At 70.3% G+C, this 25,403-nt stretch carries 23 protein-coding genes; 15 read left to right on the top strand and 8 right to left on the bottom strand.

What is annotated here, in order from left to right:
• The first annotated feature begins 35 nt into the window (after positions 1 to 35).
• Positions 36 to 1,922, top strand: coding sequence for a translational GTPase TypA (gene typA, locus WMF19_RS04970; protein WP_437898010.1), 1,887 nt, complete (start codon positions 36 to 38; stop codon positions 1,920 to 1,922).
• Between the two features lie 68 nt (positions 1,923 to 1,990).
• A complete protein-coding gene (locus tag WMF19_RS04965) occupies positions 1,991 to 2,485 on the top strand; it encodes a hypothetical protein (protein ID WP_437898009.1) in 495 nt (164 codons plus the stop codon).
• Here the strand turns inward: WMF19_RS04965 and WMF19_RS04960 are convergent.
• The gene (locus WMF19_RS04960) at positions 2,473 to 2,739 is read right to left on the bottom strand and encodes a hypothetical protein (protein ID WP_437898008.1); all 267 of its coding nucleotides are present in this window, start codon (positions 2,737 to 2,739) and stop codon (positions 2,473 to 2,475) included. The genes WMF19_RS04965 and WMF19_RS04960 overlap by 13 nt on opposite strands.
• A 3-nt stretch (positions 2,740 to 2,742) precedes the next feature.
• On the opposite strand from WMF19_RS04960, the gene WMF19_RS04955 reads away from it, so the two are divergent.
• Positions 2,743 to 3,519 carry a haloacid dehalogenase type II gene (locus tag WMF19_RS04955; RefSeq protein ID WP_437898007.1) on the top strand — a complete coding sequence of 259 codons (777 nt, stop codon included), beginning with the start codon at positions 2,743 to 2,745 and terminating at the stop codon, positions 3,517 to 3,519.
• 55 nt (positions 3,520 to 3,574) lie between these two features.
• On the opposite strand, the gene WMF19_RS04950 is transcribed toward WMF19_RS04955, so the two are convergent.
• Positions 3,575 to 4,195: a DUF1990 family protein gene (locus WMF19_RS04950; protein ID WP_437898006.1), complete on the bottom strand. Its 621-nt coding sequence runs from the start codon at positions 4,193 to 4,195 to the stop codon at positions 3,575 to 3,577.
• 285 nt (positions 4,196 to 4,480) lie between these two features.
• On the opposite strand from WMF19_RS04950, the gene WMF19_RS04945 reads away from it, so the two are divergent.
• The 9 genes from WMF19_RS04945 (at position 4,481) to WMF19_RS04905 (ending at position 13,836) form a co-directional block, all read left to right on the top strand.
• Positions 4,481 to 4,840: a hypothetical protein gene (locus tag WMF19_RS04945; protein WP_272100248.1), complete on the top strand. Its 360-nt coding sequence runs from the start codon at positions 4,481 to 4,483 to the stop codon at positions 4,838 to 4,840.
• On the top strand, positions 4,837 to 6,027 hold the full coding sequence (locus tag WMF19_RS04940) for a caspase, EACC1-associated type (protein ID WP_437898005.1): 1,191 nt from the start codon (positions 4,837 to 4,839) through the stop codon (positions 6,025 to 6,027). The genes WMF19_RS04945 and WMF19_RS04940 overlap by 4 nt, the downstream gene beginning before the upstream one ends.
• A gap of 136 nt (positions 6,028 to 6,163) precedes the next feature.
• On the top strand, positions 6,164 to 6,661 hold the full coding sequence (locus tag WMF19_RS04935) for an HD domain-containing protein (protein ID WP_437898004.1): 498 nt from the start codon (positions 6,164 to 6,166) through the stop codon (positions 6,659 to 6,661).
• Positions 6,633 to 7,049, top strand: a complete 417-nt coding sequence (locus WMF19_RS04930) for a sigma factor-like helix-turn-helix DNA-binding protein (protein ID WP_437898003.1) — start codon at positions 6,633 to 6,635, stop codon at positions 7,047 to 7,049. Before WMF19_RS04935 ends, WMF19_RS04930 begins: the two co-directional genes overlap by 29 nt.
• The gene (locus WMF19_RS04925) at positions 7,046 to 7,891 is read left to right on the top strand and encodes a nucleotide-binding enzyme (RefSeq protein ID WP_437898002.1); all 846 of its coding nucleotides are present in this window, start codon (positions 7,046 to 7,048) and stop codon (positions 7,889 to 7,891) included. Before WMF19_RS04930 ends, WMF19_RS04925 begins: the two co-directional genes overlap by 4 nt.
• A gap of 1,324 nt (positions 7,892 to 9,215) precedes the next feature.
• Positions 9,216 to 10,706 carry a hypothetical protein gene (locus tag WMF19_RS04920; RefSeq protein WP_437898001.1) on the top strand — a complete coding sequence of 497 codons (1,491 nt, stop codon included), beginning with the start codon at positions 9,216 to 9,218 and terminating at the stop codon, positions 10,704 to 10,706.
• A 1-nt stretch (position 10,707) separates the two neighbouring features.
• Positions 10,708 to 11,193 (top strand): hypothetical protein, encoded by a 486-nt coding sequence (locus WMF19_RS04915; RefSeq protein WP_272100236.1) that lies wholly within the window; start codon positions 10,708 to 10,710, stop codon positions 11,191 to 11,193.
• A 155-nt stretch (positions 11,194 to 11,348) separates the two neighbouring features.
• Positions 11,349 to 12,563: a DUF2169 family type VI secretion system accessory protein gene (locus WMF19_RS04910; RefSeq protein ID WP_437898000.1), complete on the top strand. Its 1,215-nt coding sequence runs from the start codon at positions 11,349 to 11,351 to the stop codon at positions 12,561 to 12,563.
• Between the two features lie 217 nt (positions 12,564 to 12,780).
• On the top strand, positions 12,781 to 13,836 hold the full coding sequence (locus WMF19_RS04905) for a glycoside hydrolase family 16 protein (RefSeq protein ID WP_437897999.1): 1,056 nt from the start codon (positions 12,781 to 12,783) through the stop codon (positions 13,834 to 13,836).
• Between the two features lie 148 nt (positions 13,837 to 13,984).
• Here the strand turns inward: WMF19_RS04905 and WMF19_RS04900 are convergent, their stop codons facing one another.
• Positions 13,985 to 14,872 carry a hypothetical protein gene (locus WMF19_RS04900; protein WP_437897998.1) on the bottom strand — a complete coding sequence of 296 codons (888 nt, stop codon included), beginning with the start codon at positions 14,870 to 14,872 and terminating at the stop codon, positions 13,985 to 13,987.
• Between the two features lie 270 nt (positions 14,873 to 15,142).
• Between WMF19_RS04900 and WMF19_RS04895 the strand changes: the two genes are divergently transcribed.
• The 3 genes from WMF19_RS04895 to WMF19_RS04885 all read left to right on the top strand — a co-directional run bounded on the left by WMF19_RS04895 (position 15,143) and on the right by WMF19_RS04885 (position 18,275).
• The gene (locus WMF19_RS04895) at positions 15,143 to 15,985 is read left to right on the top strand and encodes a helix-turn-helix domain-containing protein (protein ID WP_437897997.1); all 843 of its coding nucleotides are present in this window, start codon (positions 15,143 to 15,145) and stop codon (positions 15,983 to 15,985) included.
• A gap of 45 nt (positions 15,986 to 16,030) precedes the next feature.
• Positions 16,031 to 17,218 (top strand): methylated-DNA--[protein]-cysteine S-methyltransferase, encoded by a 1,188-nt coding sequence (locus WMF19_RS04890; protein WP_437897996.1) that lies wholly within the window; start codon positions 16,031 to 16,033, stop codon positions 17,216 to 17,218.
• 334 nt (positions 17,219 to 17,552) lie between these two features.
• Positions 17,553 to 18,275 carry a glutathione peroxidase gene (locus WMF19_RS04885; RefSeq protein WP_437897995.1) on the top strand — a complete coding sequence of 241 codons (723 nt, stop codon included), beginning with the start codon at positions 17,553 to 17,555 and terminating at the stop codon, positions 18,273 to 18,275.
• Between the two features lie 42 nt (positions 18,276 to 18,317).
• Here the strand turns inward: WMF19_RS04885 and WMF19_RS04880 are convergent, their stop codons facing one another.
• The 5 genes from WMF19_RS04880 to WMF19_RS04860 form a co-directional block, all read right to left on the bottom strand.
• Complete coding sequence (locus WMF19_RS04880) at positions 18,318 to 19,844, bottom strand: hypothetical protein (RefSeq protein ID WP_437897994.1); 1,527 nt, start codon at positions 19,842 to 19,844, stop codon at positions 18,318 to 18,320.
• A gap of 112 nt (positions 19,845 to 19,956) precedes the next feature.
• Positions 19,957 to 21,753, bottom strand: coding sequence for an AMP-dependent synthetase/ligase (locus WMF19_RS04875; RefSeq protein ID WP_437327692.1), 1,797 nt, complete (start codon positions 21,751 to 21,753; stop codon positions 19,957 to 19,959).
• Between the two features lie 549 nt (positions 21,754 to 22,302).
• Positions 22,303 to 23,388: a hypothetical protein gene (locus WMF19_RS04870; protein ID WP_437897993.1), complete on the bottom strand. Its 1,086-nt coding sequence runs from the start codon at positions 23,386 to 23,388 to the stop codon at positions 22,303 to 22,305.
• 129 nt (positions 23,389 to 23,517) lie between these two features.
• Complete coding sequence (locus tag WMF19_RS04865; protein ID WP_437897992.1) at positions 23,518 to 24,807, bottom strand: glycoside hydrolase family 5 protein; 1,290 nt, start codon at positions 24,805 to 24,807, stop codon at positions 23,518 to 23,520.
• 219 nt (positions 24,808 to 25,026) lie between these two features.
• Complete coding sequence (locus tag WMF19_RS04860; protein WP_437897991.1) at positions 25,027 to 25,383, bottom strand: hypothetical protein; 357 nt, start codon at positions 25,381 to 25,383, stop codon at positions 25,027 to 25,029.
• Positions 25,384 to 25,403 lie beyond the last annotated feature (20 nt).

Raw genomic sequence — 25,403 nt, 5'->3', positions numbered from 1 at the left:
TGCCGTGCAGGCCGAACGTTCGGGCTCTAGCGAGGATGGGCTCGCTCCTCCGTGGGTCGCGTGCTACACGGCCGCCGCCGTATATGCCCCGTAACGATCTCCGCAATATCGCCATCGTCGCCCACGTCGACCACGGGAAGACGACCCTCGTCGATCACATGCTCCGCCAGTCGGGCGCCTTCCGAGAGAACGAGGTCGTGGCCGAGCGGGTCATGGACTCGAACGACCTCGAGCGGGAGCGCGGCATCACCATCCTCGCGAAGAACACGAGCATCCGGTACCGCGGGGTCAAGATCAACATCGTCGACACGCCCGGCCACTCCGACTTCGGCGGCGAGGTCGAGCGCACGCTCATGATGGCCGACGGGGCGCTCCTCCTCGTCGACGCCGCCGAGGGCCCGCTGCCGCAGACGCGCTTCGTGCTCTCGAAGTGCCTCCAGCGCGGCTTCCCGGTCATCGTGGTCATCAACAAGATCGACCGGAGCGACGCGCGCGCCCACGAGGTGCTCTCCGAGGTGTTCGACCTCTTCTGCGACCTCGAGGCGAGCGACGCGCAGATGGACTTCTCGACGCTCTACGCGATCGCGAAGTTCGGCCAGGCGAAGCGCGAGCTCGAGCACGAGGCGAAGGACCTCGAGCCGCTCTTCGAGACCATCCTCGAGCGGGTCCCCGGCCCCTCGGGCGACCCCGACGGTCCGCTCCAGGTCATCGTCTGCAACACGACGCACGACGAGTACGTGGGCCGGCTCGCGGTCGGCCGCGTGGTCCGCGGCACCGCCCGGTCCGGCGCCGACGTCGCGCTCCTCGGCGAGGGCGGGCAGTCGCGCGGCTACGTGAAGATGCTCTACGCCTACGAGGGGCTGAAGCGCGTCGCGGTCGAGAGCGCCGTCGCGGGCGAGGTGATCGCGATCGCCGGGATCGACGCGGTCACGATCGGCGACACGATCACGGATCCGGCGCACCCCGAGGCGCTGCCGCGGATCGTCGTCGAGGAGCCGACGATCAAGATGAAGATCGGCGTCAACACGTCGACCTTCGCCGGCAAGTGCAAGCAGTCGAAGTACCTGACGAGCCGTCACCTGAAGGAGCGGCTCGAGCGCGAGGCGATGAAGAACCTCGCGATCCGGGTGGAGCCGACGGAGGTGCCCGACACGTTCGTGGTGCTCGGCCGCGGCGAGCTCCAGCTCGCGATCCTCGTGGAGACGATGCGGCGCGAGGGGTACGAGATGCAGCTCTCGAACCCCGAGGTGGTGACGCGCGAGATCGACGGCGAGGTGATGGAGCCGCTCGAGCTCGTGGTCGTGGACGTGCCGGACACCTACGTCGGCATCGTGACCGAGCGCCTCAGCTCCCGGCGCGGCCGGATGGTGAAGATGACGAACCCCGGCTTCGGCCGCGCCCGCCTCGAGTTCCGGGTGCCGTCGCGCGGGCTCATCGGCTTCCGCGGCGAGTTCCTGACAGCGACGCGCGGGACGGGCCTGCTCAACACGATGTTCGACGGCTGGGCGCCCTGGGGCGGCCCGATGATGCGCCGCCCGACAGGCGCCATCGTCGCCGATCGCGTCGGCGTGGCGACCCCGTACGCGCTGCACCACCTGCAGCCGCGCGGCATGTTCTTCATCGTCCCCGGCGTCGAGGTCTACGAGGGGATGATCATCGGCGAGCACAACCGGCCGAACGACACCGACGTCAACGTCATCAAGGAGAAGAAGCTGTCGAACGTGCGCAACCACGGCAAGGACGAGAACGTCCTCCTGGCCAGCCCGCGGCTGCTCACGATCGAGACGGCGATGGAGTGGATCGACGGCGACGAGCTCGTCGAGGTCACGCCCGACGCGGTGCGCGTCCGCAAGAAGGTGCTCGCGTGCAACCGCCGCGAGCGCCGCGAGGACGCGATCGAGCAATCGCAGGCGGTGGAGTGAGCGGCGGGGGGCGCGCGGGACGTCCGACGCGCGCCCCTGCCGTGCTTGCCGCGCTATAAGATGCCCTGATGAGAACGACGCCGCTCTTCGCTCTCCTAGCTTCGGTCGTCGCGCTCTCGGGGGCGGGCGCTTGCGGCGGAGCGGTCGTCGTCGACGGGCTCCCCGAGAGCTCCGACGGCGCCGGGGGCGCTGGCGCGGCCGTGGGGTCGCCGTCGGCGAGCTCCGGCGGGCCATCCATCGAAGAGCAGAAGGCCTCGTGCGATTTCTTCTGCTCGCTCTTCGACGGCGTCACGTGTCCGGAGCTCCGGTGTCACGAGCGCTGCGCCGACCTGCTCTCCGAGCAGCGCCCCTGCAACGCGCAGACCGCTCCTTTCTTCGATTGCATGGGCGAGACCATCGTCTCCGCGGACCGGATCCCCTGCGAGTTCCTCGCGCCGTCGATCGCGTCGCTCTTCGATTGCCTGAGCGGGCGAGATCGGGAGTGCAGGACCGATTTCCTGCCCCAGACGTGCGACGCGCCGTTCGAGGAGCTCAGGGCGTGTCAGCGCGATCAGGGCCGGTAGCGGGGGCGCTCGCCGCCTGACGCGCGCGGCCGCGCGCCGGGGTCGAGGGCGCTCCGGAGCGGCCCGAGGGCGTCGGCGACGAACGCGACGAGCGCCTTCACGCGCGGCACCCCGCGCGTATCGCGGTGCACCCCGAGCCACAGCTTGCGCCCTGGCGGCGGCGAGGGCGGCGAGAGCAGGCGGAGGCCGGCGGTCGCGTCGCCGAGGTAGCGGGGCAGGCAGACGAGCTGACGAATCGTCGTGAGTTTCTCCACCGCGTGACCGGCACGGCCGCGGCGGGCTTCCTGGGCTCTGCCCCGGCCGCGAACACCTCCTGTGCCGCGCAGCATGGGCCGGCGCCGCCGCGACCCGCGGCGGGGTCGAGGATCAAGGCGGTCGCCTTCGACGCCTTTCCGATCTTCGATCCGCGGCCGATCGCCGCGCTCGCGGAGGAGCTCTGCCCTGGCAAGGGGGCATTGCTGAGCGAGGCGTGGCGCACCCGGCAATTCGAGTACACGTGGCTCCGGGTCGCCTCCCACGAGTATGCCGACTTCTGGCAGGTGACGGCGGATGCGCTGGTGTTCGCCGAGCGCGCGCTGGCGCTCGATCTCGGGGAGGAGAAGCGGGCGCGGCTCCTCGGCGCGTACCTCGATCTCCGGGCGTGGTCTGACGTGCTGCCGGCGCTCGGGGCGCTGAGGGGCGCGGGGCTCCGGCTCTCGTTCCTGTCGAACTTCGCCCCGAAGATGCTCGGGGCCGCCATCGAGAGCTCCGGTCTGGGTGGCCTGTTCGAGCACGTGCTCAGCACGGACCGGGCGAGGACGTACAAGCCGGACCCTCGCGCGTACCGGATGGCGCTCGACGCATTCGGCCTCACGCGCGAGGAGATCGCGTTCGTCGCGTTCGCCGGCTGGGACGCCGCGGGGGCCCGGTGGTTCGGCTATCCCACGTTCTGGGTCAACCGCCTGGGCCTGCCGGCCGAGGAGCTCGGCGTGAGCGCCGACGCGACGGGAGCGAGCCTGTCGGATCTTGTGGAGTTCGTGAAGGAGAGGGCATGACCGGCGGGGCCCCGCGGCCTGCGCGATCAGCTGGTCCCAGGGCTCCCGGCGCGCCTCACGGCGGCGAGGTCACGGCGCTGCACATGGCGCGCATGGAGTCTCGGGCGAACCGCGCCTGGACCCGGCGCGCGTAGGGAAAGCCGATCCGGGCGAGGAGGTGGTTCGGCCGGGAGACGGCGAAGATGTCGTAGGCGACCTCGCCGGAATGCTCGTCGTGCTCGACGAGAAAGCGCTCCTCGCCGCGCTCGCCGTGCTCCTCGAGCGTCCCGTAGGCGAAGCCGAACCGGCGCACAGGGCCGCTCGTCTCATCGACCGTGTAGACGATCCGGCACGCGTTGAGCCAGTGAATCCCGAGCACGCGGACGAGGATCGCCACGGTGACGCCGGTCTGGAGGGGAGCGTCGGGATAGCAGAGCTCGACCCAGCCGAGCCGGAACTGTGCCCAGCACCGCATCGCCTCGACAGCGCGGTCGAAGAGCGCGGCGCCCCGGCCGAGCACCACGCGGTGGTGGTCGACGTTGAAGCCGGCAGGCGGCCGCGGGCGGCCGTCGCCGGCGCCGGTGCAGCCGACCTCCGCGTAGGAGAGCGGCCGATCCGCCTGGCGAGCGAGGAAGGCGTGGATCACGGCATCCGAGGGGCGAGCGAGGGAGAGCACGAGGGGCAGGATAGCTCGCACGGCAGTATGTTCCCGTCACCTCCGCCTCGTGTGTCTTTGCAGTCACGACGACGCGCAAGGAGCACCTTCGCTGCTGGCCGACCTGCACGGATCCGCCAAGGCCTCTCACGTGGGAATCAGCATGGACATGAGATGGGCTGGACGATCGCGAAGCAGGCCTCAGGCGCGCTCCGCAGGTCGAGACAGCGCCGCGCGCACCACGCGACTCCCCCGCGCGGCTGGCACCTACCGGCGAGCGCTGATACGCTCCTCGGCGACTCGTAACAGCGAGGAGGTGCATGGCCGATGGACATGCAATTCAATTTTCACGACGCCGAGGTCGAGGCGGACCAGCTGGACGCGATGCTCGAGAGCTTGATGCGCGACGTCGGCACCGCAGGCGCGACCCCGGCCCGCGTCGTCGAAGGGCGCCTCCCGAAGAACGCGAAGGGAGACGCCTTCACCGTCGGCGCGATCGCGGTCGCCGCGCTCCCCGCGGTGCTTCCTCAGGTGATTCAGCTCGTCAATGAGTGGGTCGTCCGCGCGCCGAAGCGCCGCATTCGCATCCGGGGGAAGAACGGTCTGGAGGTCGAGTTCACCTCGGACAAGCCGCTCGGGGAGAAGGAAGTGCTCGACCTCGCGCGCCGCATCAGCGCAATCAAATGACAGCCCTGGACAGAGATCTACTGCTCGGTGGACGGGACCGCATCGCGCTCATCATCGCGAACGGAATGTATTCGGACGACAAGTTGCGCTCGCTTCAGGCGCCCGCCCTCGACGCATCGAAGCTCGCCGACACGCTGGAGAGCCCGGACATCGGCGATTTCCGCGTCCAGCTCTGCGTCGATGGCAGCCAGCTCGAGGTCCGGAAGGCCATCGGCGCGCTCTTCCATCGTCGCCATCCGGAGGATCTGCTCGTCCTCTACTACTCCGGTCATGGCCTGAAGGACGACTGGGGTCACCTCCACCTCGCCGCGCGCGACACGGAGAAAGAGCTCTTCAGCGCGACCTCTGTCGACGCGGCGTGGATCAGCCGCCAGATCGATCAGTGCCCCGCGAAGCGCATCGTCCTGATCCTCGACTGCTGCTACAGCGGCGCGTACGAGAACTCCGCCAAGAGCGAGCAGGACAGCGTCGACATCGCCGGGACGTTCATGGGAGACGGCTCGGGTCGCGTCGTGATCTCCGCCACGACGTCGGTCCAGCTGGCATGGCAGGCCGACCAGCCCGTGGGGGTGCCCTCGCAGTCGATCTTCACGCGCCACCTCGTCGAGGGCCTGTCGACCGGCACAGCCGATCTGGACCGAGACGGATACGTCGATGTCCACGAGCTCTGCGAGTACGTGCAAGCGAGCATCAAGGCCGAGGGAGGCCGGCAAACCCCGCAGATGTGGACGCAGAAGTACGAGGGGCGGCTGCGCATCGCCAAGGCCCCGCTCCGGCCCACGATCCCGGCGTCGGGCGGGAACGCCGCGATCACCTACGAGCTCTTCGTGTGCAACGGGCCTCTCGAAGGTCGGCGGTTCGTGCTCCACCCTGGAGAGTTCAGGGTAGGGCGAGAGCCCGACTGCTTCATCCGCCTCGATGATCCGAAGGTGTCGCGAAAGCACGCGACGATCGTCGTCGGAGCGGAGGAGGTGCGCGTGATCGACCAGGGAAGCACGCACGGGACCAAGATCGACGATCAGCGCATCACGAGCGCCTTGCTCCCGCAAAACGGCCAGATCATCGTCGGGGGCACCGTGCTCCGGCTGGTCCGCCTGGATGCTGCAGGCGCACGTCAGACCCAGGACACGGCCGCGCACCCGCCAACCGCGCCGAAGAAGCGATCGGCCACCCTGTTCACTCCCTGACTCCTGGCGCAGACGCGCCCGCGCTATGCTTCGGCTCGCCCGGCGAGCGCGGCCTTTCGGTGGGTGTGACCGCGCCCCAGGGTGAAGGGGCACCGCTCGCCCGCAGCCCGCGGGCGGCCTGACCGCCCTCCCGTCGATGCACAAGGACCTCCTCGATCTCCTCCTCGCCCTCGACCGCGTGCCGCAGGATCCGCGCTGGCACCCCGAGGGCGACGCGCTCTTCCATTCCCTGCAGGTATTCGACCTGGCCCGCCGCGAGACCGCGGATCGCTCGCTCTGGGCCGCGGCCCTGCTCCACGACGTCGGCAAGGCGTTCGCCTGCGCCGACCACGCCGAGGAGGGGGCCGACGTGCTCGCGGAGCTCGTGTGCCCGCGGGTGGTCTGGCTCGTGCGGCACCACCTCCACCTGCTGCGCGCGCCCGGCGCGACCAGGCGGCGCCTGCGGCGCACGAAGGCGCTCGCGGATCTCACGCGGCTCCGCCGCTGGGACGTCGGCGGCCGCTCGCCCGAGGCGACCGTGCTCCGCCCCGAGGCCGCCGTGGAGCTCCTGCTCGACGGCGCAGACTGGACCCTCCTGTCGATCGGCGGCGAGCCCGCCCCCTCCGATGACCTGCGAAAGGAGCCGCTCGCCTGAGCGCAAGATCCGCCGTGAGGTCCTCTGCGACGACGTCGACCGCTGGGGCGACGATCGCCGGCTCTGGGGCGGCGAGGCCGAGCCGCCCGGGCGAGAGCGGCTCTGCGCCGCGGTGCGGGACGCTGTCGAGACCGCGCTGACGGCGAAGCAGCGGGAGGTCGTCGAGGCCTATTTCTTCGACGGCCTGTCGCAGGGCGAGATCGCGCGCCGCCTCGGCGTGGCGCAGCAGGTCGTGCAGAAGCGCCTGTTCGGGGCGCCGCGGGGCGGCCGGGTGGTCGGCGGCGCGATGCTCCGGCTGCGGCAGGCCCTCGAGCCGGCGGTCGCCGCGGCGGCGGCGCCGGCGACGCGCGCGGCGCGGGTGGCGCGGGTGGCGCGGGTGGCGAGATGAGCGCCGAGCGCTTCGGCGGGCTGCGGGCCCGCATCGCCGCGGAGGCCGCGCGCCTCATGTACCAGGAGGGCGTGGACCAGTACTTCACCGCGAAGCGCATGGCCGCGAAGCGGATCCTCGGCGCGGTGGAGGGGCGGCGGGCGCGCTACCGGCCCGCGGACCTGCCCTCCAACGGCGAGATCCGCGAGGCGCTGCTCCTCTTCGCCGAGCGCGCCGAGGGGAGCCAGCGGACGCGCCGGCTCTTCGCGCTGCGCATCGTGGCGCTGGAGGCCATGCGCGCGCTCGCGCCGTTCTCGCCGCGGCTCATCGGCTCGGTCTCCACCGGCCATATCCGCCGCGGCAGCGACGTCGATCTGCACGTGTTCCCCGCCGACGAGGAGGCGCTGGAGCGGCACGTGCGGGCGCTCGGCTGGACGTTCGACCGCGAGCGCGTGACCCTCCAGAAGGGCGGAGAGCTCCGGGAGTACGTCCACTACCACGTGGCGGACGCGGCGCCCCTGGAGTTCACGGTGTACGCCCCGCGCGATCTGAGGACGCGGCCCCGCAGCAGCACGGATGGCAAGCCGATCGTGCGCCTGGGCGTCGCCGCGCTCTCGGCGCTCTGCGCCCGGGATCACCCGGACGCGTGGGAGCGTTACCTGGAGACCGGCGAGGTGGAGGGCATGGACGCGCTGCTCGAGGCGGACGAGGACGAGCCGCTCCCCGGGCCGTTCGATGGGCTGCTCGACGACACCGGCAGCACGGGAGAGGACGGCGACGAGCCGGTCTGCGCCGAGCCCGGCGAGGAGGACGACCCCGATCAGGACTACGATCCCCTGCCCGGCTTCGAGGGCGCAGCCTGAGGCCCCCGCCCCCCGGAGGGCCTACCGCCTTCACTCCACAGCCTGCGGGGCCGAGCGGCGCGGCGCCGGCGATGCGCCGAGCACGGCTCAGAGCGGGCCCGAGCTCCCGCCCGGAATCGAGGGTGTGACGGCGCTGCGCGTGCCCCGATACGGGCGCGGGGCAAAAGCTCATGATCCGGAGGAATGTCCGCCGCTTCGAGCGGCGCTGCGAAGCCTCGGAGCGACATCGCAGGCGTGACACTCACACAGATCTGTTGGTCACACCACGCCGCCAGGATTCCTTGCCTCCGCGGAGCCAACGTCGATTGGGGGGGGCGAGAAAGCATTGCTTTTAACGCAAATTTGCGGTTGGCTGAGCTCGACGGGGGATCCATGAGCCATCACGGCCATGCACAATCCATGAGCGCCACTTGAGCGTGCTGCGATCAGACTCAAGCGGGTCCGTGTCCCCACTCACCCAACGACAAGGAACGAGCACAATGTGCGCGAGACTGCCACATGAATCGCCAGCGTCGGCGTCACGGCGATGGGGCCGAGTCTTCCTGATGGCGACTGCCGTCACTCTCCCGATCATTGGCTGCGTCTACGACAGTGATCAGCCGTGTGGGCCCGGCCAGACCCTGAAGGCCAACTCCGAATACTCGGCGCTCTGCGTCTGCGCCGAGGGCTATGCCGCGACGAAGAAGGGCTGCGTGCGCTGCCTCGAAAACGAGGAGGCCGGGGCCAATGGCTGTGTCTGCAAAGCCGGATATGGCCGCGCTGACGCCGCGGCCCCCTGCGATGCCTGCGGCGAGAACGAAGTGACTGGAGCGACGGGGGCATGCGAATGCGCGGCCGGGTTCAGCAGGGCGTCCGCCGGGTCGCCATGCACGGCCACCCCCGCCGGCCTGGACGCGGCATGCGATACCGCGACGACGCCTTGTCCCGACGCAACGTACAATCACTGCCACGCCGTCTCGGGGACCGCTGGCTACTGCACCAGCCAAGGATGCACGAGCTCCGCCGACTGCGCCGGCGGACACATGTGCGATCTCACGGTCACCCCATCCTACTGTCGCCGACCGCCCGTCGGGGCGGGAAAACCCTGCGCCAGCGACGCGGAGTGTGCAGGGACCGAGGCCACGTACTGCAATACCGCCGTGACGCAGAAGTGCCAGGTTCAAGGCTGCACGCTCTCGCCGGACAACTGCTTCACCGGCACCGTATGCTGCGACTTTACCGCCTATGGTGTTGCCCAGTACCAGTGCGTCGCGGAAGGGAGCTGCATCAATTGAGAACGCGATCCGTTGCTTTCCGTGGCGTGCCCATTCACGTTATCTTGGCCATGTCCTCCGCGCTGCTGCTCGGGTCGTCGTTCGCGGCGGCTCAAGCAGCTCCGACGCCTGCGGAGACGGCTGATCCAGCAGCCCCCTCCGGACCGGCTCCGGCGCCGGACGCGTCGGGTGCGGCTCAACCTTCGGAGCCAGCCTCCCCGGCTCAACCCGGCACGAGCGCGCAGCCGGGCGCAGCGAGCGCGCCTGCGCTGGCGGCCAGCCCGGCCCCGGGCGCCGTGGCACCTCAACCAGGGACAGGGGCTGCCGGCACGGTCGACGCCAGCGCTACCCCGAAGGCCGGCGAAGGAGCGGATGCGTACGCGCCGGCCGCCGAGGCGGTCGCGGAGGACCTGACCGACGAAGCGACCAAGATCAGCATCTATGGCTTTGCTGATTTCACGTTCTCCACGCTGCTCAGCGACGCGAAGACATCGGGCGCCTCGACCGGCGTGGGCCCGAACCCGAGCTTCTACGTCGGCAATCTGAACGTCTACCTCGACTCGAATCTGGGCAAGAAGTTCCGCTCCTTGATCGAGGTCCGATTCACTTACCTGCCCGACGGGGCGATCATGTTCGATCCGGCGACGTTCCAGAACACCCGCGTCAGCGCCGCCTTTCCGGACTACACCGACTTTTCCAGGACGAAGAAGGTGGGTGGGGTGATCATCGAGCGCGCGTGGCTCGAATACGCAGCCCATCCGCTCTTCAACATCCGGGCCGGACAGTGGCTCACCCCCTATGGGATCTGGAACGTCGACCACGGGTCACCGGTCATCCTGAGCAACACGCGCCCCTATATCATCGGCGCCGAGTGGCTGCCGCAACGACAAACCGGCATCGAAGCGTATGGCAGCCATGGCATCAGCGACACACAGGTGGGCTACCACCTCACCGTTTCAAACGGCCGCGGCCCGGTCGACAGCTACATGGATCTGGACAAGAACAAGGCCGTTGGCTGGCGTCTCTGGCTCCAGCAAGACACTCCCTACGGCACGTTCACGGTCGGCACATCGGGCTACAAGGGCCGCTACACCGACGCCGGGCAGGTCGCAGCGCTGGAGGACGGCGCGTTTGTCACCAAGTTCCCCGTCACCGCGAGGTACGACGAGCTCGGCCTGGCCGCCGATCTCAAGTACACCTGGGGCGAGTTCCTGTTCCAGTCCGAGTACATCATGCATGACGTACGCTACGACGACGACTATCGGCCGGCTGGGATCATCCCGGGGACATGGGCTCCCGACAACCGCGCCTGGGGCGCTTACTTTCAAACGGGTTACCGATTGCCCTGGTACGGCGTCATGCCCTGGTTCGGCCTCGAATACGACCACCTCGGCAAGTCCAGCCCCGTGTACGAGGCAGCCGCTCTCGTCGGCGGCTTGAACATCCGCCCCACGGACAACGTCGTCCTGAAGCTCGTCGGCGTGCATGTATGGATGCCCTACCTGAAGAAGAAGAGCCTCGACATGGATCAGCTGGTCGCGCAGGTCGCGTGGAGTTTCTAGGATGATCGATCGAAGAACCCTCCTGATATCGTGCGCATTCGCATTCGCGGCGATCACCTCGGTGACGCTGGCCGAATCGTACGGCGCGGAGAACGTGGGACCTCTGGCGATCGTCGTCTCGAAGAGCTTCCCCACCAACGAGATCTCGTTTGGAGATCTGAAGCGCGCGTACATGGGCAGCCCGGTCGTAGCCAACGGGAAGCCGCTGGTCCCTATCACGTATCCCAGGGGTTCTCCGGAGCGCATCGGCTTCGACAAGGCGGTCCTCGGCATGTCGCCCGAGCAAATTGGCCTCTACTGGATCGATCGCAAGATTCGTGGACAAGCCGGTCCGCCGAAGCACGTCCCGGATGCGGCTGCGGTCCTGTGGATCGTGGGCAGGGTGGACGGGGCCATCGGATTCGTTCGCGCATCCGCGGCCGGGAAGGACGTCAAAATTCTTCGCGTCGACGGCAAGCTGCCAGGCGATCCGGGGTATCGTCTCTAGCGCATCGATTTCATTCGTTCGAACCACCGACGGCAGCCCGAGGCCGCCCCACGAGCGAACGCTCCCCGGGCGGTCGGCTGAACCCCGCGACGACGCTCCGGTGTCGTTGCGGGGCAGGCTTGACCCTCGTGAAGCCCCGGTGCTCTCATGGCACGGTGACATCGGATGCCTCGCCCACTCCCAGCGCGCCCGCGGCGCCTTCCGGAACGGCAGCAGCGGGGGTCCTGTGGCGCGCGCGCGGGCGGCTCCACCTCACGGTGATCGCCAAGTCGACCTTCGCCTTCGTCGACGGCGCGCCGATGGTCCCCGTCGAGCCGCAGCCGATCATCGACGCCGACATCCACCATCACAACAACCCGGGCCGCAGCGTCCGGTTGACGAGCGACCTCGCGCCCTACCTCGCGCGCATCGACGTGTTCTTCACGGGCCACGCGCACGCGCCGCCGGGCCCGCCTGCGGCGCCCTTCTCCGTGCGCCTCGCGCTCTTCGCCGGCGAGCGCCCGATCCTCGACAAGGCGCTCTCGATCGAGCCCGGCGGCGCGGAGAAGGCGGTCCCGCTCGCCTACGAGCGCGCGTTCGGGGGGATCGGCATGGCCGACAACCCGTTCGGCACCGATCGCCCGGCCGTGCTGGACCCCTCGCGGCGCGACCGCCCGGCGGGCTTCGCGCCGATCGGGAGCGTGTGGCCGTCGCGCAGGCGGCTGCTCGGGCGTACGCCCCACAAGGCGCTCGAGGGTCCCCTCCTCGAGATCCCCGACGATTTCGACTGGAGCTACTTCCAGGCGGCCCCTCCCGATCAGCGCGTCGAAGCGCTGGTCGGCGACGAGTGGCTCGTGCTCGCGGGGCTCCACCCGACGCTCGCTGCGCTGCGGACGCGGCTCCCCGGGGCGCGCGCCCTCGCGCGCGTGCATGGCCTCTCGGCGTTCGGCGTCACGGAGGGGCAGCCGCTCGATCTGGTGCTGGACACGCTGCACATCGACGGCGACAGGCAGTCGTGCTCGCTGGTCTGGCGGCGCAGCTTCCCGCTCGCGGAGGAAGCAGCGCTCGCGGCGGTGCGCGTCGTCGTCGGCGTCGAGGTGCCCGGCGCCCCGCCCGCGTGGCTGGCTCCTGCCGAGATCGTGATGGCCGCCCCGAGCGCCGTCGCGGCGGCCGATCCGACCGAGGTGACGCTCAACCGGTCCGATCAAGACGTCGAGGCGCGCGATCGACGCGGCGGCGCCCGGCGCCCCGAGGCGACCGTCGCGCAGACGAAGCGAGCCCCCGTCGGGTCGGCGGCCCCGCTCCCGCTCCACCCGGGTGCGGAGCCGTCGCCCGCGGCGGCGCCCAGCCCGCAGACGCCACGCCCACCGAAGGGGCATTCCATCTCGTAGATCCGATTCGCTCTCCTTCGAGGAACAGGAAGATGTGGTATCTGGCCCCTCACCAGACGTCTCACTGGGTGCGGCCAGGCGCTCGATCTGGAATGGAGCAGTCTTGATGAAAACGCATCGCGAATCTCAGGGCGTCGTTGCTTCGAAGGACGGGGCGCTTCGCGGCGTGCGCTGCATCCGCCGTGCGGGCATGATGCTTCTTGCGGCGCAAGTGTTGGTGGCTTGCTCGAATGACACCGCCGCCAACGGCAGCGGTGCCGGAAGCACCGGGGGCAACGGCGGTGACGGTGGCAGCGGCGATGCCGGGGGCAACGGCGGTGACGGTGGCAGCGGCGATGCCGGGGGCAACGGCGGTCATGGCGGCAGCGACGGTAACAGCGGCACCGGCACCGGCGGTGACGGCGCCGGCGGTAACGGCGGTGGCGGCGCCGGCAGTGACGGTGGCGGAGGTGGCCACGTCACCGTGTCGGCCGAGCTCTTCGACGATTTCACCTACACCGGCATCACCGACAACGACCTCACGAGCTGGTGGTGGGTCCGCGCGGAAGACGGAGCGCCCGGGGTCGACGGGGCCCGATGGCTGCCGTCGAATGTATCGTTCATCGATGATCCCGATCTCGCCTCGAACAGGCTGCTACGGCTCGAGGCGACAACACGCGGGTCCGGCGAGAGCACCTCGCACGCAGAGCTTCAATCGAACGACGACAAGTTCCGCCTGGGGACGTACTCCGCTCGGGTAAAATTCAGCAACACGCCTTTGACCGGGCCCCGGCACCTCGCCGACAAGCCGGTCGAGACGTTCTTCGCGATCAGCCCGTGGATCAACGACCCCGAGACCGATCCCGGCTACTCGGAGCAGGATTTCGAGTACATGCCCAACGGCGGGTGGGGTCAGGAAGACACCAGCACGCTGTGGCTGACCTCGTGGGAGACGGCGACGCTGGAGAACACGCAGTCGAACCATGTGGCGGGGGACCAGTCCGGCTGGAAGAGGCTCCTCATCCAGATCACCGAGTCCGACATCCGCTACTACATCGAAGGCGCGCTGCTCTGCACGCACGGCGCGACGTACGTCCCCGAGACCAACCAGCACCTCGACTTCAATCTGTGGTTCGACGAGCTCGCCGCTGGGCAGACCGAGCCACGGACGTACGCCGAGGACGTCGACTGGGTCTATTTCGCCAAGAATGCCATCCTGTCGCAGGCCGAGGTGGACGCGCAGGTGGCCCGCTTCCGCGCGTCGTCGATCGCCCGCGAGGACACCCTGCCCTAGCGCTGCGTCGCCCGGGTTCGGCCTTGGTTGCGCGTGAGGCATCGCCGAACGCCCTCCACGGAGGCCAGGCCTTGGAGTGAAGGCGGCCCCTTCGACGGCCCGAGGCCGCCCCAGGGACGAGCGCTCCCCGGGGGCGAGATGGAGCGGGTCAGTACGTGAGCGAGGCCGTCACGCAACCCATGCCGAAGGCGCTGACGACGGTCGCGATCACGGTCTGAACGGCGTTCGGGACCTGGGCGCCGTCGCAGAGGGTGTCCGGGAACGGCTCGCCGCCTTCGCCGCCCGCGCCGCCCGGAAACGAGAGGGGCCCGAGCTCGACGCGGAGATCGCCGGGCTCCCCCTTCACGAGGAGCGGCGCACAACCGATGGAGAGGAAGTCCACGAAGCTGCCAGCCCGGCCGCCGAAGCCCACGACCACCTCGTTCTCAGGGCACATGATCTCCCACGGCTCGTCGCCATAGTCGCCCCGGACCGGCGTCGCGTCGCCGGGCGTCGTGGTGATCGCGTACGGACCGGCTCCGGTGAGCTCCAGGTGGCCACACTGCGCCTGGATCCTGCCGAGGACGAACGACTCCGCCAGCGGCGCCACGGCCCCTCGATAGCCGAGGGTGACCTGTCCATCCGGGCACACGTCCATGACCGCGGTGCCCGCGCCGGGACTGCCGCGCAGCACGGTGAACGTCTGATCCACGAGCTCGACGCCTCGCGGCACCGGGCACGGACTCCCGTCGCACTCGCCACCGCCGCCTCCGCCGTCCGACGCATCGCCGCCGCCCGACGCATCGCCGCCTCCGCCCGATGCATCGCCGCCTCCGCCCGATGCATCGCCGCCCCCCGATGCATCGCCTCCGCCGGAGGCATCGCCGCCGCCCGACGCATCGCCGCCGGCGCCAGGCGCGGCACCACCACCTCCGCTCCCGCCCACGCCCTGGAAGGTCAGATCGTCGATACCCGAGATCGCATTGCACCCAGAGAGCACGAGCGAGGCGATCAGCGCACACAGGCCGAGGTCGTGGAGCGTCACGGAGATGCGCAAGCGGTACCTTATCCGTAACCGGCCTGGTAGGGCGTCGCCGGAACGCCACGGGACTGTCGAGGTCGACGGAGCGCGCCGGCCCGGAGCGGCGGGCCGAACCGGACGATGCAGGTGCAATCGGCTCACGGCGGCTGCGTCTCGCAGGCAAGACGCCCGAGGAGCCAACGCCATGAACGCACACCTGGCACGGCCGCCGCGCGGCGGCGGCGGCGTAGGGCGAGCGCTGGGCGCGTTGCTCGGCCTCGCCGCCGCAGATACATTCGGTGACCCATGGAGGTCACGACGCTGGTGCGGGGCGAGGCCATCTCGGTGGTCGACTACCGGTGCAGCTCTGGACCTGAGGACGCGCCGTTCGCCGAGCTCCACCGGGGCTTCTCCGTCTCCTACGTGCGCAAGGGCAGCTTCAGCTACCGCGTCCGGGGGGAGGCGTTCGAGCTCGTGGCCGGGTCGCTCCTGGTCGGCCACCCCGGCGACGAGTACACGTGCTCGCACGAGCACGTCGTCGGCGACGAGTGCCTGTCGCTCCAGCTCGCGCCGGCGCTCGTCGAGGCGCTCGGCGACGGCGGCGGCGCGTTCCGGGCCGGCGGCCTGCCGCCGCTGCCCGAGCTGATGGTGCTCGGCGAGCTCGCGCAGGCGGCCGCCGAGGGCAGGAGCGACATCGGCGTCGACGAGGTGGGGGTGCTCCTCGCCGCACGCTTCGTCGAGGTCGCCTCCGGCCGGAAGCGAAGGCCGCGGGACATCGGGGCGCGCGACCGCCGCCGCGCCGTCGAGGCGGCGCTCTGGCTGGACGAGCACGCGCACGAGCCGATCGACCTCGAGGGCGCGGCGCGGGAGGTGGGGCTCAGCCCGTTCCACTTCCTGCGGGTCTTCGGGAAGGTCCTTGGCGTGACCCCGCACCAGTACCTGGTCCGCGCCCGCCTGCGCCGCGCTGCGCGCCTCCTCGCCGACGAGGCCCGGTCGATCACCGACATCGCGCTCGACGTCGGGTTCGGCGACCTCTCCAACTTCGTCCGCACCTTCCACCGCGCGGCCGGCGTCTCGCCCCGCGGCTTCCGGAAGGCGGCGAGGGGGGATCGCAAGATCTTCCAAGATCGCCTCGCCGCGCGCTCCTAGGATGGCCGCCGGACGCGGGCGCCCTGCCTGCCCGCGAGCATCCCCATGACAGCAACGGCACACGGATTCCTCCTGTTCGACACGGCGATCGGCCGCTGCGGCATCGCGTGGGGCGAGCGCGGCGTCGCCGCCTTGCAGCTCCCCGAAGCGCGCGAGCCCGAGACACGATCACGCCTGCTCCAGCGCCTCCCGGGCGCCCGGGCGGCGGCGCCGCCGCCCGAGGTGCAGCGCGCTGTCGACGCGATCGTCGCGCTCCTGCGCGGCGAGGCGAGCGACCTGTCCGCCGTCGCGCTCGACATGGATCGGGTGCCGCCGTTCCACCGCCGCGTCTACGAGGTCGCGCGCACCATCCCGCCGGGCGCGACGCTGACCTACGGCGAGGTCGCGGCGCGCCTCGGGGCGAGCGGCTCGGCGCGCGCCGTGGGGCAGGCGCTCGGGCGGAACCCGTTCGCCATCATCGTGCCGTGCCACCGCGTGCTCGCCGCCGGCGGCAAGGCAGGCGGCTTCTCCGCGAACGGCGGCGTCACGACGAAGCTCCGCCTCCTCGCGATCGAGAGGGGCCAGGCGCGCGGCGCTCCGGAGGCCGCGCCCGGCGGCGATTTCGGCTTCGATCCGGGCGCCGCCGTCGATCACCTGCGCGCGTCCGACGCGGCGCTCGCGCGCGTCATCGACGCGGTCGGGCCGTTCGCCATGCGGATCGACAGGACGTCGAGCCTCTTCCTCGCGCTCGCGGAGTCGATCGTCTACCAGCAGCTCACCGGGAAGGCCGCCGCGACCATCTTCGCGCGCGTGCGCGCGCTCTTCCCGCGAGCGCACGAGGGCCCCACGCCGGCGCAGCTCCTGCGCGCCTCCGACGAGAAGCTCCGCGGCGCCGGCCTCTCGCAGGCGAAGCTCCTCGCGCTGCGCGATCTCGCGCGGAAGACGGAGGACGGCGAGCTCCCCACGCTCGCGGAGGTCCACGGCATGGAGGACGGGGCGATCATCGAGCGCCTCACGCGGGTGCGCGGCATCGGCCGGTGGACGGTGGAGATGCTCCTCATGTTCCGCCTCGGCCGCCCGGACGTGCTGCCCGTGGACGACTACGGCATCCGCAAGGGTTTCGGGATCGCGTTCAAGCGACCCGAGCCGCCGGCGCGCGCGGACCTCGAGAAGCGCGGCGCGCGATGGAAGCCGTACCGCACGGTGGCGAGCTGGTACCTCTGGCGCGCTGTGGATCTGGCGCGGGGCGGCTGAGGCCCCGCCCCCCGCGGCGGCGCTCGGGCTGCCCAGCGGGGCGCCTCCTCCGGCGCGGCCGCCGCCCAGGCGGGCTGCCTTCGCGGCGCGGCCCTCGGTCGGGCTCGCCATTGCGGCGCGGCCCTCGGTCGAGCTCGCCATTGCGGCGCGGCCCTCGGTCGGGCTCGCCATTGCGGCGCGGCCCTCTGTCGGGCTCGCCATCACGCTGGCCGGCGTCGAGGCTCGGGGCTAAGTTCTCGCCGGCCCGAGAGCGCCGCGTGGAGCGCCGCACGACGCTGGACAAGGTTGCCGTCGCCGATGGCGACGAGAAGAGCACGCAAGGAGCACGACAGTCATGCTGAAGAACCTCGAAGGGCAGCGCGTTCCGGATGTCACGTTTCGCACCCGTGTCGACGGTCAATGGAAGGACGTGACCACCAAGGACGTGTTCGCTGGCAAGAAGGTGGTGGTGTTCGCGCTGCCGGGCGCCTTCACGCCGACCTGCTCGAGCAGCCATGTGCCGCGCTACAACGAGCTCGCGGACGAGTTCAAGCGGCGCGGTGTGGACACGATCGCGTGCGTGTCCGTGAACGACGCGTTCGTGATGGATGAGTGGTGCAAGGCGCAGGAGGCGGACAAGGTCCTGTTCCTGCCCGACGGGAACGGGGAGTTCTCCGAGAAGATGGGCATGCTCGTCGACAAGGCGAACCTCGGCTTCGGCAAGCGCTCGTGGCGCTACTCGATGCTGGTCGACGACGGCGTGATCAAGAAGATGTTCATCGAGCCCGAGGTCGCGGGCGATCCCTTCGATGTGTCGGACGCCGACACGATGCTGAAGTACCTGGATCCGTCGTCGAAGGCGCCGCACGACGTGCTGCTGTTCACGAAGCCGGGGTGTGGCTACTGTACCAAGGCGAAGCAGCTCCTCGACGCGCGGAAGATCCCTTACGAGGAGGTGGCGGCCTCGCCGCGCCGCCTCCGTGCGGTGAGCGGCAAGGGCACGACCCCGCAGGTCTTCGTCGACGGCAAGTACATCGGCGGCGCCGACGAGCTCGAAGCCTACCTCGCGAAGGCCTGATTCACGAAGGCGGCCTGGGCGTCCCCCGTCGCCGGGGGGCGCCTACGCGCCGCCCTCCGGGTCCGACGGCTCGGCGCGGAAATGGGTCACCGCCGGCGCCGAGGCCGGCGCCGCCGCCGAGGGCGGGGACGCCGCCGCCGCCGCCGCCGCCGGGGACGCCGCCGGCGCCTCCGCAGGGACGACGGCCGGCCTGCGGCGCGAAGCGGTCGTGCACCTGTCGCTCGCCATCGCGAACTCCCCGATGCTGTTCCAGAGCTTCTCGAACTGGCTCTGATCGAAGCCGGAGCGGGACTGGAGCAGGTCGTAGCCGCCGTAGGTCGGATCGGCCCCGTCGCCGTCCTCCGGATCGATGAACCGATAATGGCCCATGACGTCCGCGTGGTCGGCGTCGACAAGGATGCTATGCGCCGCGTCCGGGTAGACCATCGATACGGAGTTGACGATCCCGTCGTTCATCTCGGGCGTGAGCCGCTCGCTCCGGCTCGGATCATCGAGCCAGGGGACGGCGCAGGAGGGCCCGAGGGCCTCGACCACCTTCGGACGCCCCGCCACGTCGGCCGTGATGCCGTAAAGGAGGCTGAAGACGCCCAGGAACGACCCGCCGGGATCGCGCTTCGCCCGGGTGACGATCGACCTGAGCGCGATGCCCTTCTGCCTGTAGTAGTCGCTCAGGTCCTCCTCGACCTCGGCCCCGAGCAGCCCGGCTTTCCCTGTCTTCTTCGCGCTCTCGGCGCAGACGGCGAGCTCGCGCCGCCAGGCGGCGACGCTGCTCACGGCCAGGCGACGTCGGGAGTGGCCCCCGGCGCGCCGCGGCGTGCCTGAGGACGACAGCGGATCGAGATCGTCGAAGGCATCGGTGTCCTCCGCGACGTTCAGCAACCAGCAGAGCACGTTGAAGTACTCGCTGCGCGCCTCGGCCATGGAGAGGCCGTCGCGCTTCGCGGCGTGGAAGCGATCGATCGTGTCGAGCGCGGCGCGGGCGATGCCATCCGACTGGCCGAGCGTCCGCAGGGCGCTCCTTGCGAGGCGGGCCGTGACGCTCGCGTACTTTTGGCCAGACAGGCTGAGCAGACCGTGGGCGACGCCGGCCGTGGACATGACGCCAGGCCTCCACCGGCGGAAGACGTGGGCGAGGTTCGTCCCGCGGTGCGGCGTCGAGAGGAACTGGATCGAGCAGATGCTCTCGAGGAGGGTCTGCGCCGGGACGCCGTAGACCGACCGGTCCTGCTCGGTCGCGGCCAGGAGCAAGAGCATGAGCGTCTTGATATCCCTGCCGCCCGTGGAGTGGCCGACGAGATGGAGGCAGTCCCGCTGGTCAGTGCCCACGCCCCCGTAGAACACCCCCTTCCTGAAGCGATCCGCCAGCCAGTGAAGGAGCCCATGCGCGCGCGTGTCCACGCTCGCCGTGGGCAGGTTCGCAAAGCAATGCACCGAGAGCGGGGCCCGATACGCCCCGGCGGCCGCCTTCCGGAGGACCTCCGTGACGCCGTAGTAATAGGAGACCGAGCCCAGGATATCGAAGCCCGCAAAGCCGGGCACGAGGACGAGGTGGCTTCTTGACTGACTCATGCCTTTTCCCTCCCACTTGACGAGCTGCGCTCACCCGCTCCGGATACGAGCACAGCCAGACGATCTCGTATCGAGCAGGCGCCCCCAGCGCTCCGGGCTCCGCGGCCCCCGCTCACTCGGCGGGATACATCTCGTCGATGGTCCCGCGGAAGCGCTGCTCGATCACGTTGCGCTTCATCTTGAGCGTCGGCGTCATCTCGCCGTCCTGCACCGAGAACTCGCGGCCGAGGACCGTGAACCGCTTGATCTGCTCGAAGCTGGCGAGCTCCGCGTTCAGGGCGTCGACGTGCGCCTTCACCTGGCCGACCACCTCGGGGCTCGTGATCGCGGCGTCGCCGCCCAGGGCGCCCCGCTCCTTCAGCTCGGCGAGCTTGCCCTCGGTCAGCGTGATCAGCGCCGAGAGGTACTTGCGGCCGTCGCCCACCATGCACACCTGGCTGATGATCTCCGCCGCCTTGAGCCTCTCCTCGATCGGGAGCGGCGCGATCATCTTGCCGCCCGAGGTCTTGAGGATCTCCTTCTTGCGGCCCCGGATCTTGAGCTGCCCGCGCTCGTTCCACTCGCCGAGATCGCCTGTGTGCAGCCAGCCGTCCTCGAGCGTGGCCTCCGTCGCCGCCTTGTCCTTGTAATAGCCGACGAACACGTGCCGGCCGCGCGTCAGGATCTCGCCGTCCTCGGCCAGCTTGAACTCGACGCCCGGCACGGGCTTGCCCACGGTGCCCGCGCTCTCGATGCCCGGCTCGGTCATGCAGATGACGCCGGTCGACTCGGTCTGGCCGAAATCCTCGAGGATCTCGAGGCCCAGCGCCCGGAACCACGTCGAGATGTGCGGCGCGAGCGCCGCCGCGCCCGAGGCGAGCACCTCGGCCTTGCCCAGGCCGAGCGCCGCGCGCACCTTGCCCAGCACGAGCTTGTCGGCGAGCGCGAGCTGCAAGGCGTCGAGCGCGCTCGGCGCGCGCTGCGCGTACTTCGCCTGGGCCACGCGGGCGCCCACGGCGAGCGCCCACTCGGCCAGCTTCTTCTTGGCGCCCTTGCCGCCGCGCACCTTCGCCATCACGCCTTCCATCATCTTCTCCCAGAGCCGCGGCACGCAGAGCAGCAGCGTGGGCTGCACCTCGGGGAGCTCGCTCGAGACGTTCTCGAACTTCGAGCAGAAGCTGACTGTGTAGCGCTGGGTAAGGCCGGCCCCGACGCACTGCAGCTTCTCGGCGATGTGACAGAGCGGGAGGAACGAGAACATCGTGCCCCGCGCGAACGGCAGGTTCCAGTACTTCACGGCCATGTCGGCCGTGTAAGCCAGGTTGTCGTGCGACAGCATGGCCCCCTTGGGGTTGCCCGTCGTACCCGAGGTGTAGATAAGGAACGCGCCGGCCCTGGGGTCGATCTTGGCGAGGTAGTCGGCGAACGTCTTCGCGCCCGGCTGCCCCGCGAGCGCGCGGCCCTCGGCCAGGGCCTGTTCGTACGAGATCGCCTTGGGAGAGATCGACGTGTCGCCATCGAAGACGAGGATCCACTTCACGCTGTCAGGGGCGGAATACTCGCCCTTCTCCCCGGAGATCTTCTGAAAGTACTCCTTGTTTTGCACCGAGAGCAGCGTCGCCTCGGTGTGGTTCAGGATGTACTGGATGTCTTTCGCGGTGGAGTTCGGGTAGAGGCCCGCCGACTTGCCCCCGACGAGCAACGCCGCCAGGTCGACGTGGACCCACTGCGGGCAGTTGTACGAGAGGATCGCGCCGACCTGGCTCGCGTCGAAGCCCTTGGACTCGAGGAACAGCGCGATGTGGTGGACCCGGTCACGGTACTCGCGCGCGGTCAGCGTCTTCCACTCGCCTTGAGATTTGAAGCGCTGGGCCGGCGCGTCAGGAGATTCGTTAGCCCACTGTTCCAGACGGTGGAGGACGGTGCTCATGGCATCTCCTGCGGCTCAAAGCCTCGGGGGGGGGTCGCGGGATGGCCAGGATGCGGGAGCCGCCGGGGCATTGTCAATCAGCGTCGCGGAGCCCCTCGGAGCGCCGGCGACGAGCCGCCGGTCGTCCTGTTCCGTGCGCCTCGCCCTCGCCTGCCGGCGCCGCATCGAGCGCGGCGGCGAAGTGCTCCGCGGCACGATCGAAGGCGAGGGCCTCGCGCCGAGGAAGGCCAGCGCGAGGGCGCGTCCCTCCTCGGGGATGGGGAGCCGACGGCGAGGGGGCGCACGTTGCCCGCGTCCGCGTCGCTCGGGGCTGCCGGGAGCAGCCGCGTGACGAGCTCGCTCCGGTCGGCGTGTGTCCGGCGCCCGACCCGAACAGACGAGGCGCCGCGCGGGGCCGACGAGGGCGGCTCGTACCCTGCTCGTGGTGCAGGGGAGCTCCTTTTCGGTGCTCCGCCTGCCGCGGAGCGGCGGGGTGCTCCTCGGCCTACCGCGCGGGTGGGCGGGGTGCAACGAGGCCCGCCCTCGTCGAGGAGGCAAACGGCCCGCCGATCACTTCGAAATGACCTTCGTGCACGTCGCGCCGAAGTCGACATAGCCGACCGGGCAGCTCCCCCAGCACACGGGGCCCGCGCCGCTGTAGCCGGAGGCGCAGGCGGGATAGCAAAGACCCGCGTCGAGCTGCTGGCCCGCGCCGCAGCTCGTCGGCACGGAGCCGGCGCCGCGCCCGTAAGAGCTCTTGGCGAAGATGTGCGCGTCGCGACGGCACGTGCAGCCGTCGTTGGTATACCCCGTCGGGCACGTGGAGCAGCCCTTGGCGAAGGTCAGGCCGCAGGCGTCATACCAGGGGCACGCGGAGTTGTTGGCGTTGATGATCTGCGCGTCGCGCCGGCACGTGAGGCCGTCGTCCGAGTACCCGGACGGGCAGCTCTGCCAGCACACCGGGCCGACCCCGTAGTAGCCCGACGCGCAGGCCGGATAGCAGAGACCCGCGTCGTATTGCTGGCCCGCGCCGCAGAGCGTCGGCGCCGTGCCGACGCCGCGCCCGTAGCTCGGTTTTGCCACCGTGGAGGAGCACGTCGCGCCGTCATCGCTGAAGCCGGGCGGGCAGGCAGGCACCGCGGCGGGGGCCGGGACGGCGGGGTTCTGCACGTGGAGCCGCGCCTGGAACTCGTAAAGGCTGTGGATCGCACCCGGGTTCGCCTCCAGCACCTGGATCATCGCGCCGTCGCCCACGACATCGGAGAGATCGAGCAGCGCGTTGGCGATGCGCTTCTCGTTCCAGTCCCGGTACTGGGTCGACGGGCACGCGGCCCCGCCGCCGCGGAGGCGTCCGCGCGCGCCGACCCGGGCTTGCTCCCAGTAGTTCGCGAAGCCCTCGTTGAAGGCGTACCCCGGGTTGGCGATCTCGGAGCCGTCGTGAGATCGTCCATAGACATAGGCCACGTCGTCACCATTCCAGTGGTTCAGATCGCCGTCGGCGACGTGCCGCACGCTGTGCCCGAACTCGTGGGTGATGACCCTCCGGCGCGCCGCGGCCGTGCTCCCCCAGGTGCTCGTGAGGAAGTCCGTGCGAATGTTGATGTAATCGTAGAACGTGAAGGGCGTGCCCAGGTAGACCCCGCTCCAGCGCAGCATGCGCAGCGCATGCGCGGGCGGCTGGGCCCCGCGGGCAGCGTGGCGGTGGTTTCGCGCCACCGTCCGGCTTCGCGGTGGCCGAACCAAGCGACGACCGGCGGCGCGCCCTCCGCGCCGCCGGAGCGCCGACTACCGGTTGACGGCGCTCACGACAGCTTGCCACTCCGTCGAGAACGAGCCGTCCGTGCGCTTGATGTCCGTCCCCGTGTCCCACAGCACGGGGACGACGCCGCGCGACTTCGCCGCCTCCACCACCGACCGCATCCACAGCGTCCGCGACGCGGGCTCACGGGGGTAGTTCGTGCCCAGCGTGACGCCGAACTCGCCGAGGATGATCGGGATGCTCCGCTGCGCGCTGAACGCGCCGAGCGTGTCGAACTTGCTCTTCAGCTCCGCCTTCTCGGGCTCCGAGCCCCACGTCGTCTTGGGAGAGCCCCAGCTCTCCACCGTGTCGAGGCCGCAGAAGGTGTAGGGCGTGTAGTAATGGATCGAGAGGAAGAGGCTCTTCGTGCCGGCCGGATCGGTCGGCACCTTGAAATCGCTCACACAGGTCCTGTCGATGTCCGTCACGAAGCCGGCGATGAGCAGGGCGCGGCTCGCGTTGTAGCCGCCCTGCTCGCGCACGGTGGTGACGAAGAGCTGGTTCATCTCGTTCAGGGCGGCGTAGTCCGGCGTCCCGCCGTCGTGAACGCCGTTGACCCAGTAGTTCCCCTCCTCGTTCATGCCCTCGAGGATCAGCTTGTGACCGACGTCGCTGAAGGCCGTGGCGATCTGCGTCCAGTAGGACGCGAACCTGGTCTTGACGGCGTCGGTGAGCTTGTACTTATCGGCGTTGTCCTCGTTGTAGATCCAGCCCCCGTCCCAGTGGATATTCACGATCGAGTACATTCCGGCGGCCTCGATCCAGCCCACCACCTCCTTGACTCGGGCCATCTTGGCGGCGTCGATAGTGCCGTTGGCGGCGTAGGTGTCCCAGGCCACGGGCACACGCACCGTCTTGATGCCGTGGCTGGCCATGCCGTCGATGAACGTCTTCGTGATCAGCGGCTGGCCCCAGCCCGTCTCCCAGGCGGTGGTGTTCTCCAGCGTGTTGCCGATGTTCGCCCCGATACCCATGTCGGGGACCATGGCCGCGGCATCCGCCGGCGTCGCCGCTCCGCCGGCCCCGCCGGAGCCCCCGGTTCCCCCCGTGCCGGCGCCGCCCGCGCCGGCATCGCCCGTACCGGCGCCGCCCGCGCCGGCGTCGCCCGTACCGGCGCCGCTCGTCGTGGCGTCGCCCGTGGCCGTGCTTCCGCTGCTGCCGCCGGTGGCTCCTCCAGAGGCCGCGCCTGCGCCCGACGTGGCATCGGGATCCGTCGAGCTGCAAGCGACCAGCAAGCCGAGAATCGAGAAGGAAGCGAGTCGATACGCGTGAGTCATGGGTCCTCTGCGGGTGATGGGAAGGGAGCTCGTCTCGCTCAGGTTGCGCTGCGCCCCTGCCGGCCGTCACAAATCGTACGGAGGCTCCCGGTCCGCGCTCCGCGCCGGATCCTGGGACCCCGAGCTCCACCTTCGCGGCCAAGGGGCGCCGCGGGGCTCGCCGTCACCCTGCCGCCGCTCGCGGACGGTGCGCCGCCTCGGCCCTCGGGCTCGGATGACTCAGCCGCTGGCCCAGGCGTTGATCCGCTCTGCCCAGCCGGCAGCATCGTCGATGGTGAGGACGAGCCGCCGATACCACTCCCCCTCGAGCTCGATGGTCAGCGGGTGCTCCTTCCGGCTCCGCACCCAGTACCAGAACTCCTTGCCGTGCGCGGTGAAGTACGTCCCCGCCTTGATGACCCCCGGCAGGGCCGTCCCGGGCGCGCGGATCTCCTTCCATGTGGAGGGCGGCAGCGCCGCCTCCGCCCGCGCCACGTGCTCGCGGGGAACCACGATGGGCCGGAGCCTCACGGCCCACAGCCGCTCGGCGCCTTTCAGGGTGAGCGTCAATCGATCCCCTTCGATACGAAGCTGCACGGCCACAGTCTAGCCGTTCG

This window comes from Sorangium sp. So ce124, assembly GCF_051525235.1.
GTDB classification, from domain to species: domain Bacteria; phylum Myxococcota_A; class Polyangia; order Polyangiales; family Polyangiaceae; genus Sorangium; species Sorangium atrum.
This window is presented reverse-complemented; position numbering and strand designations above follow the sequence as displayed.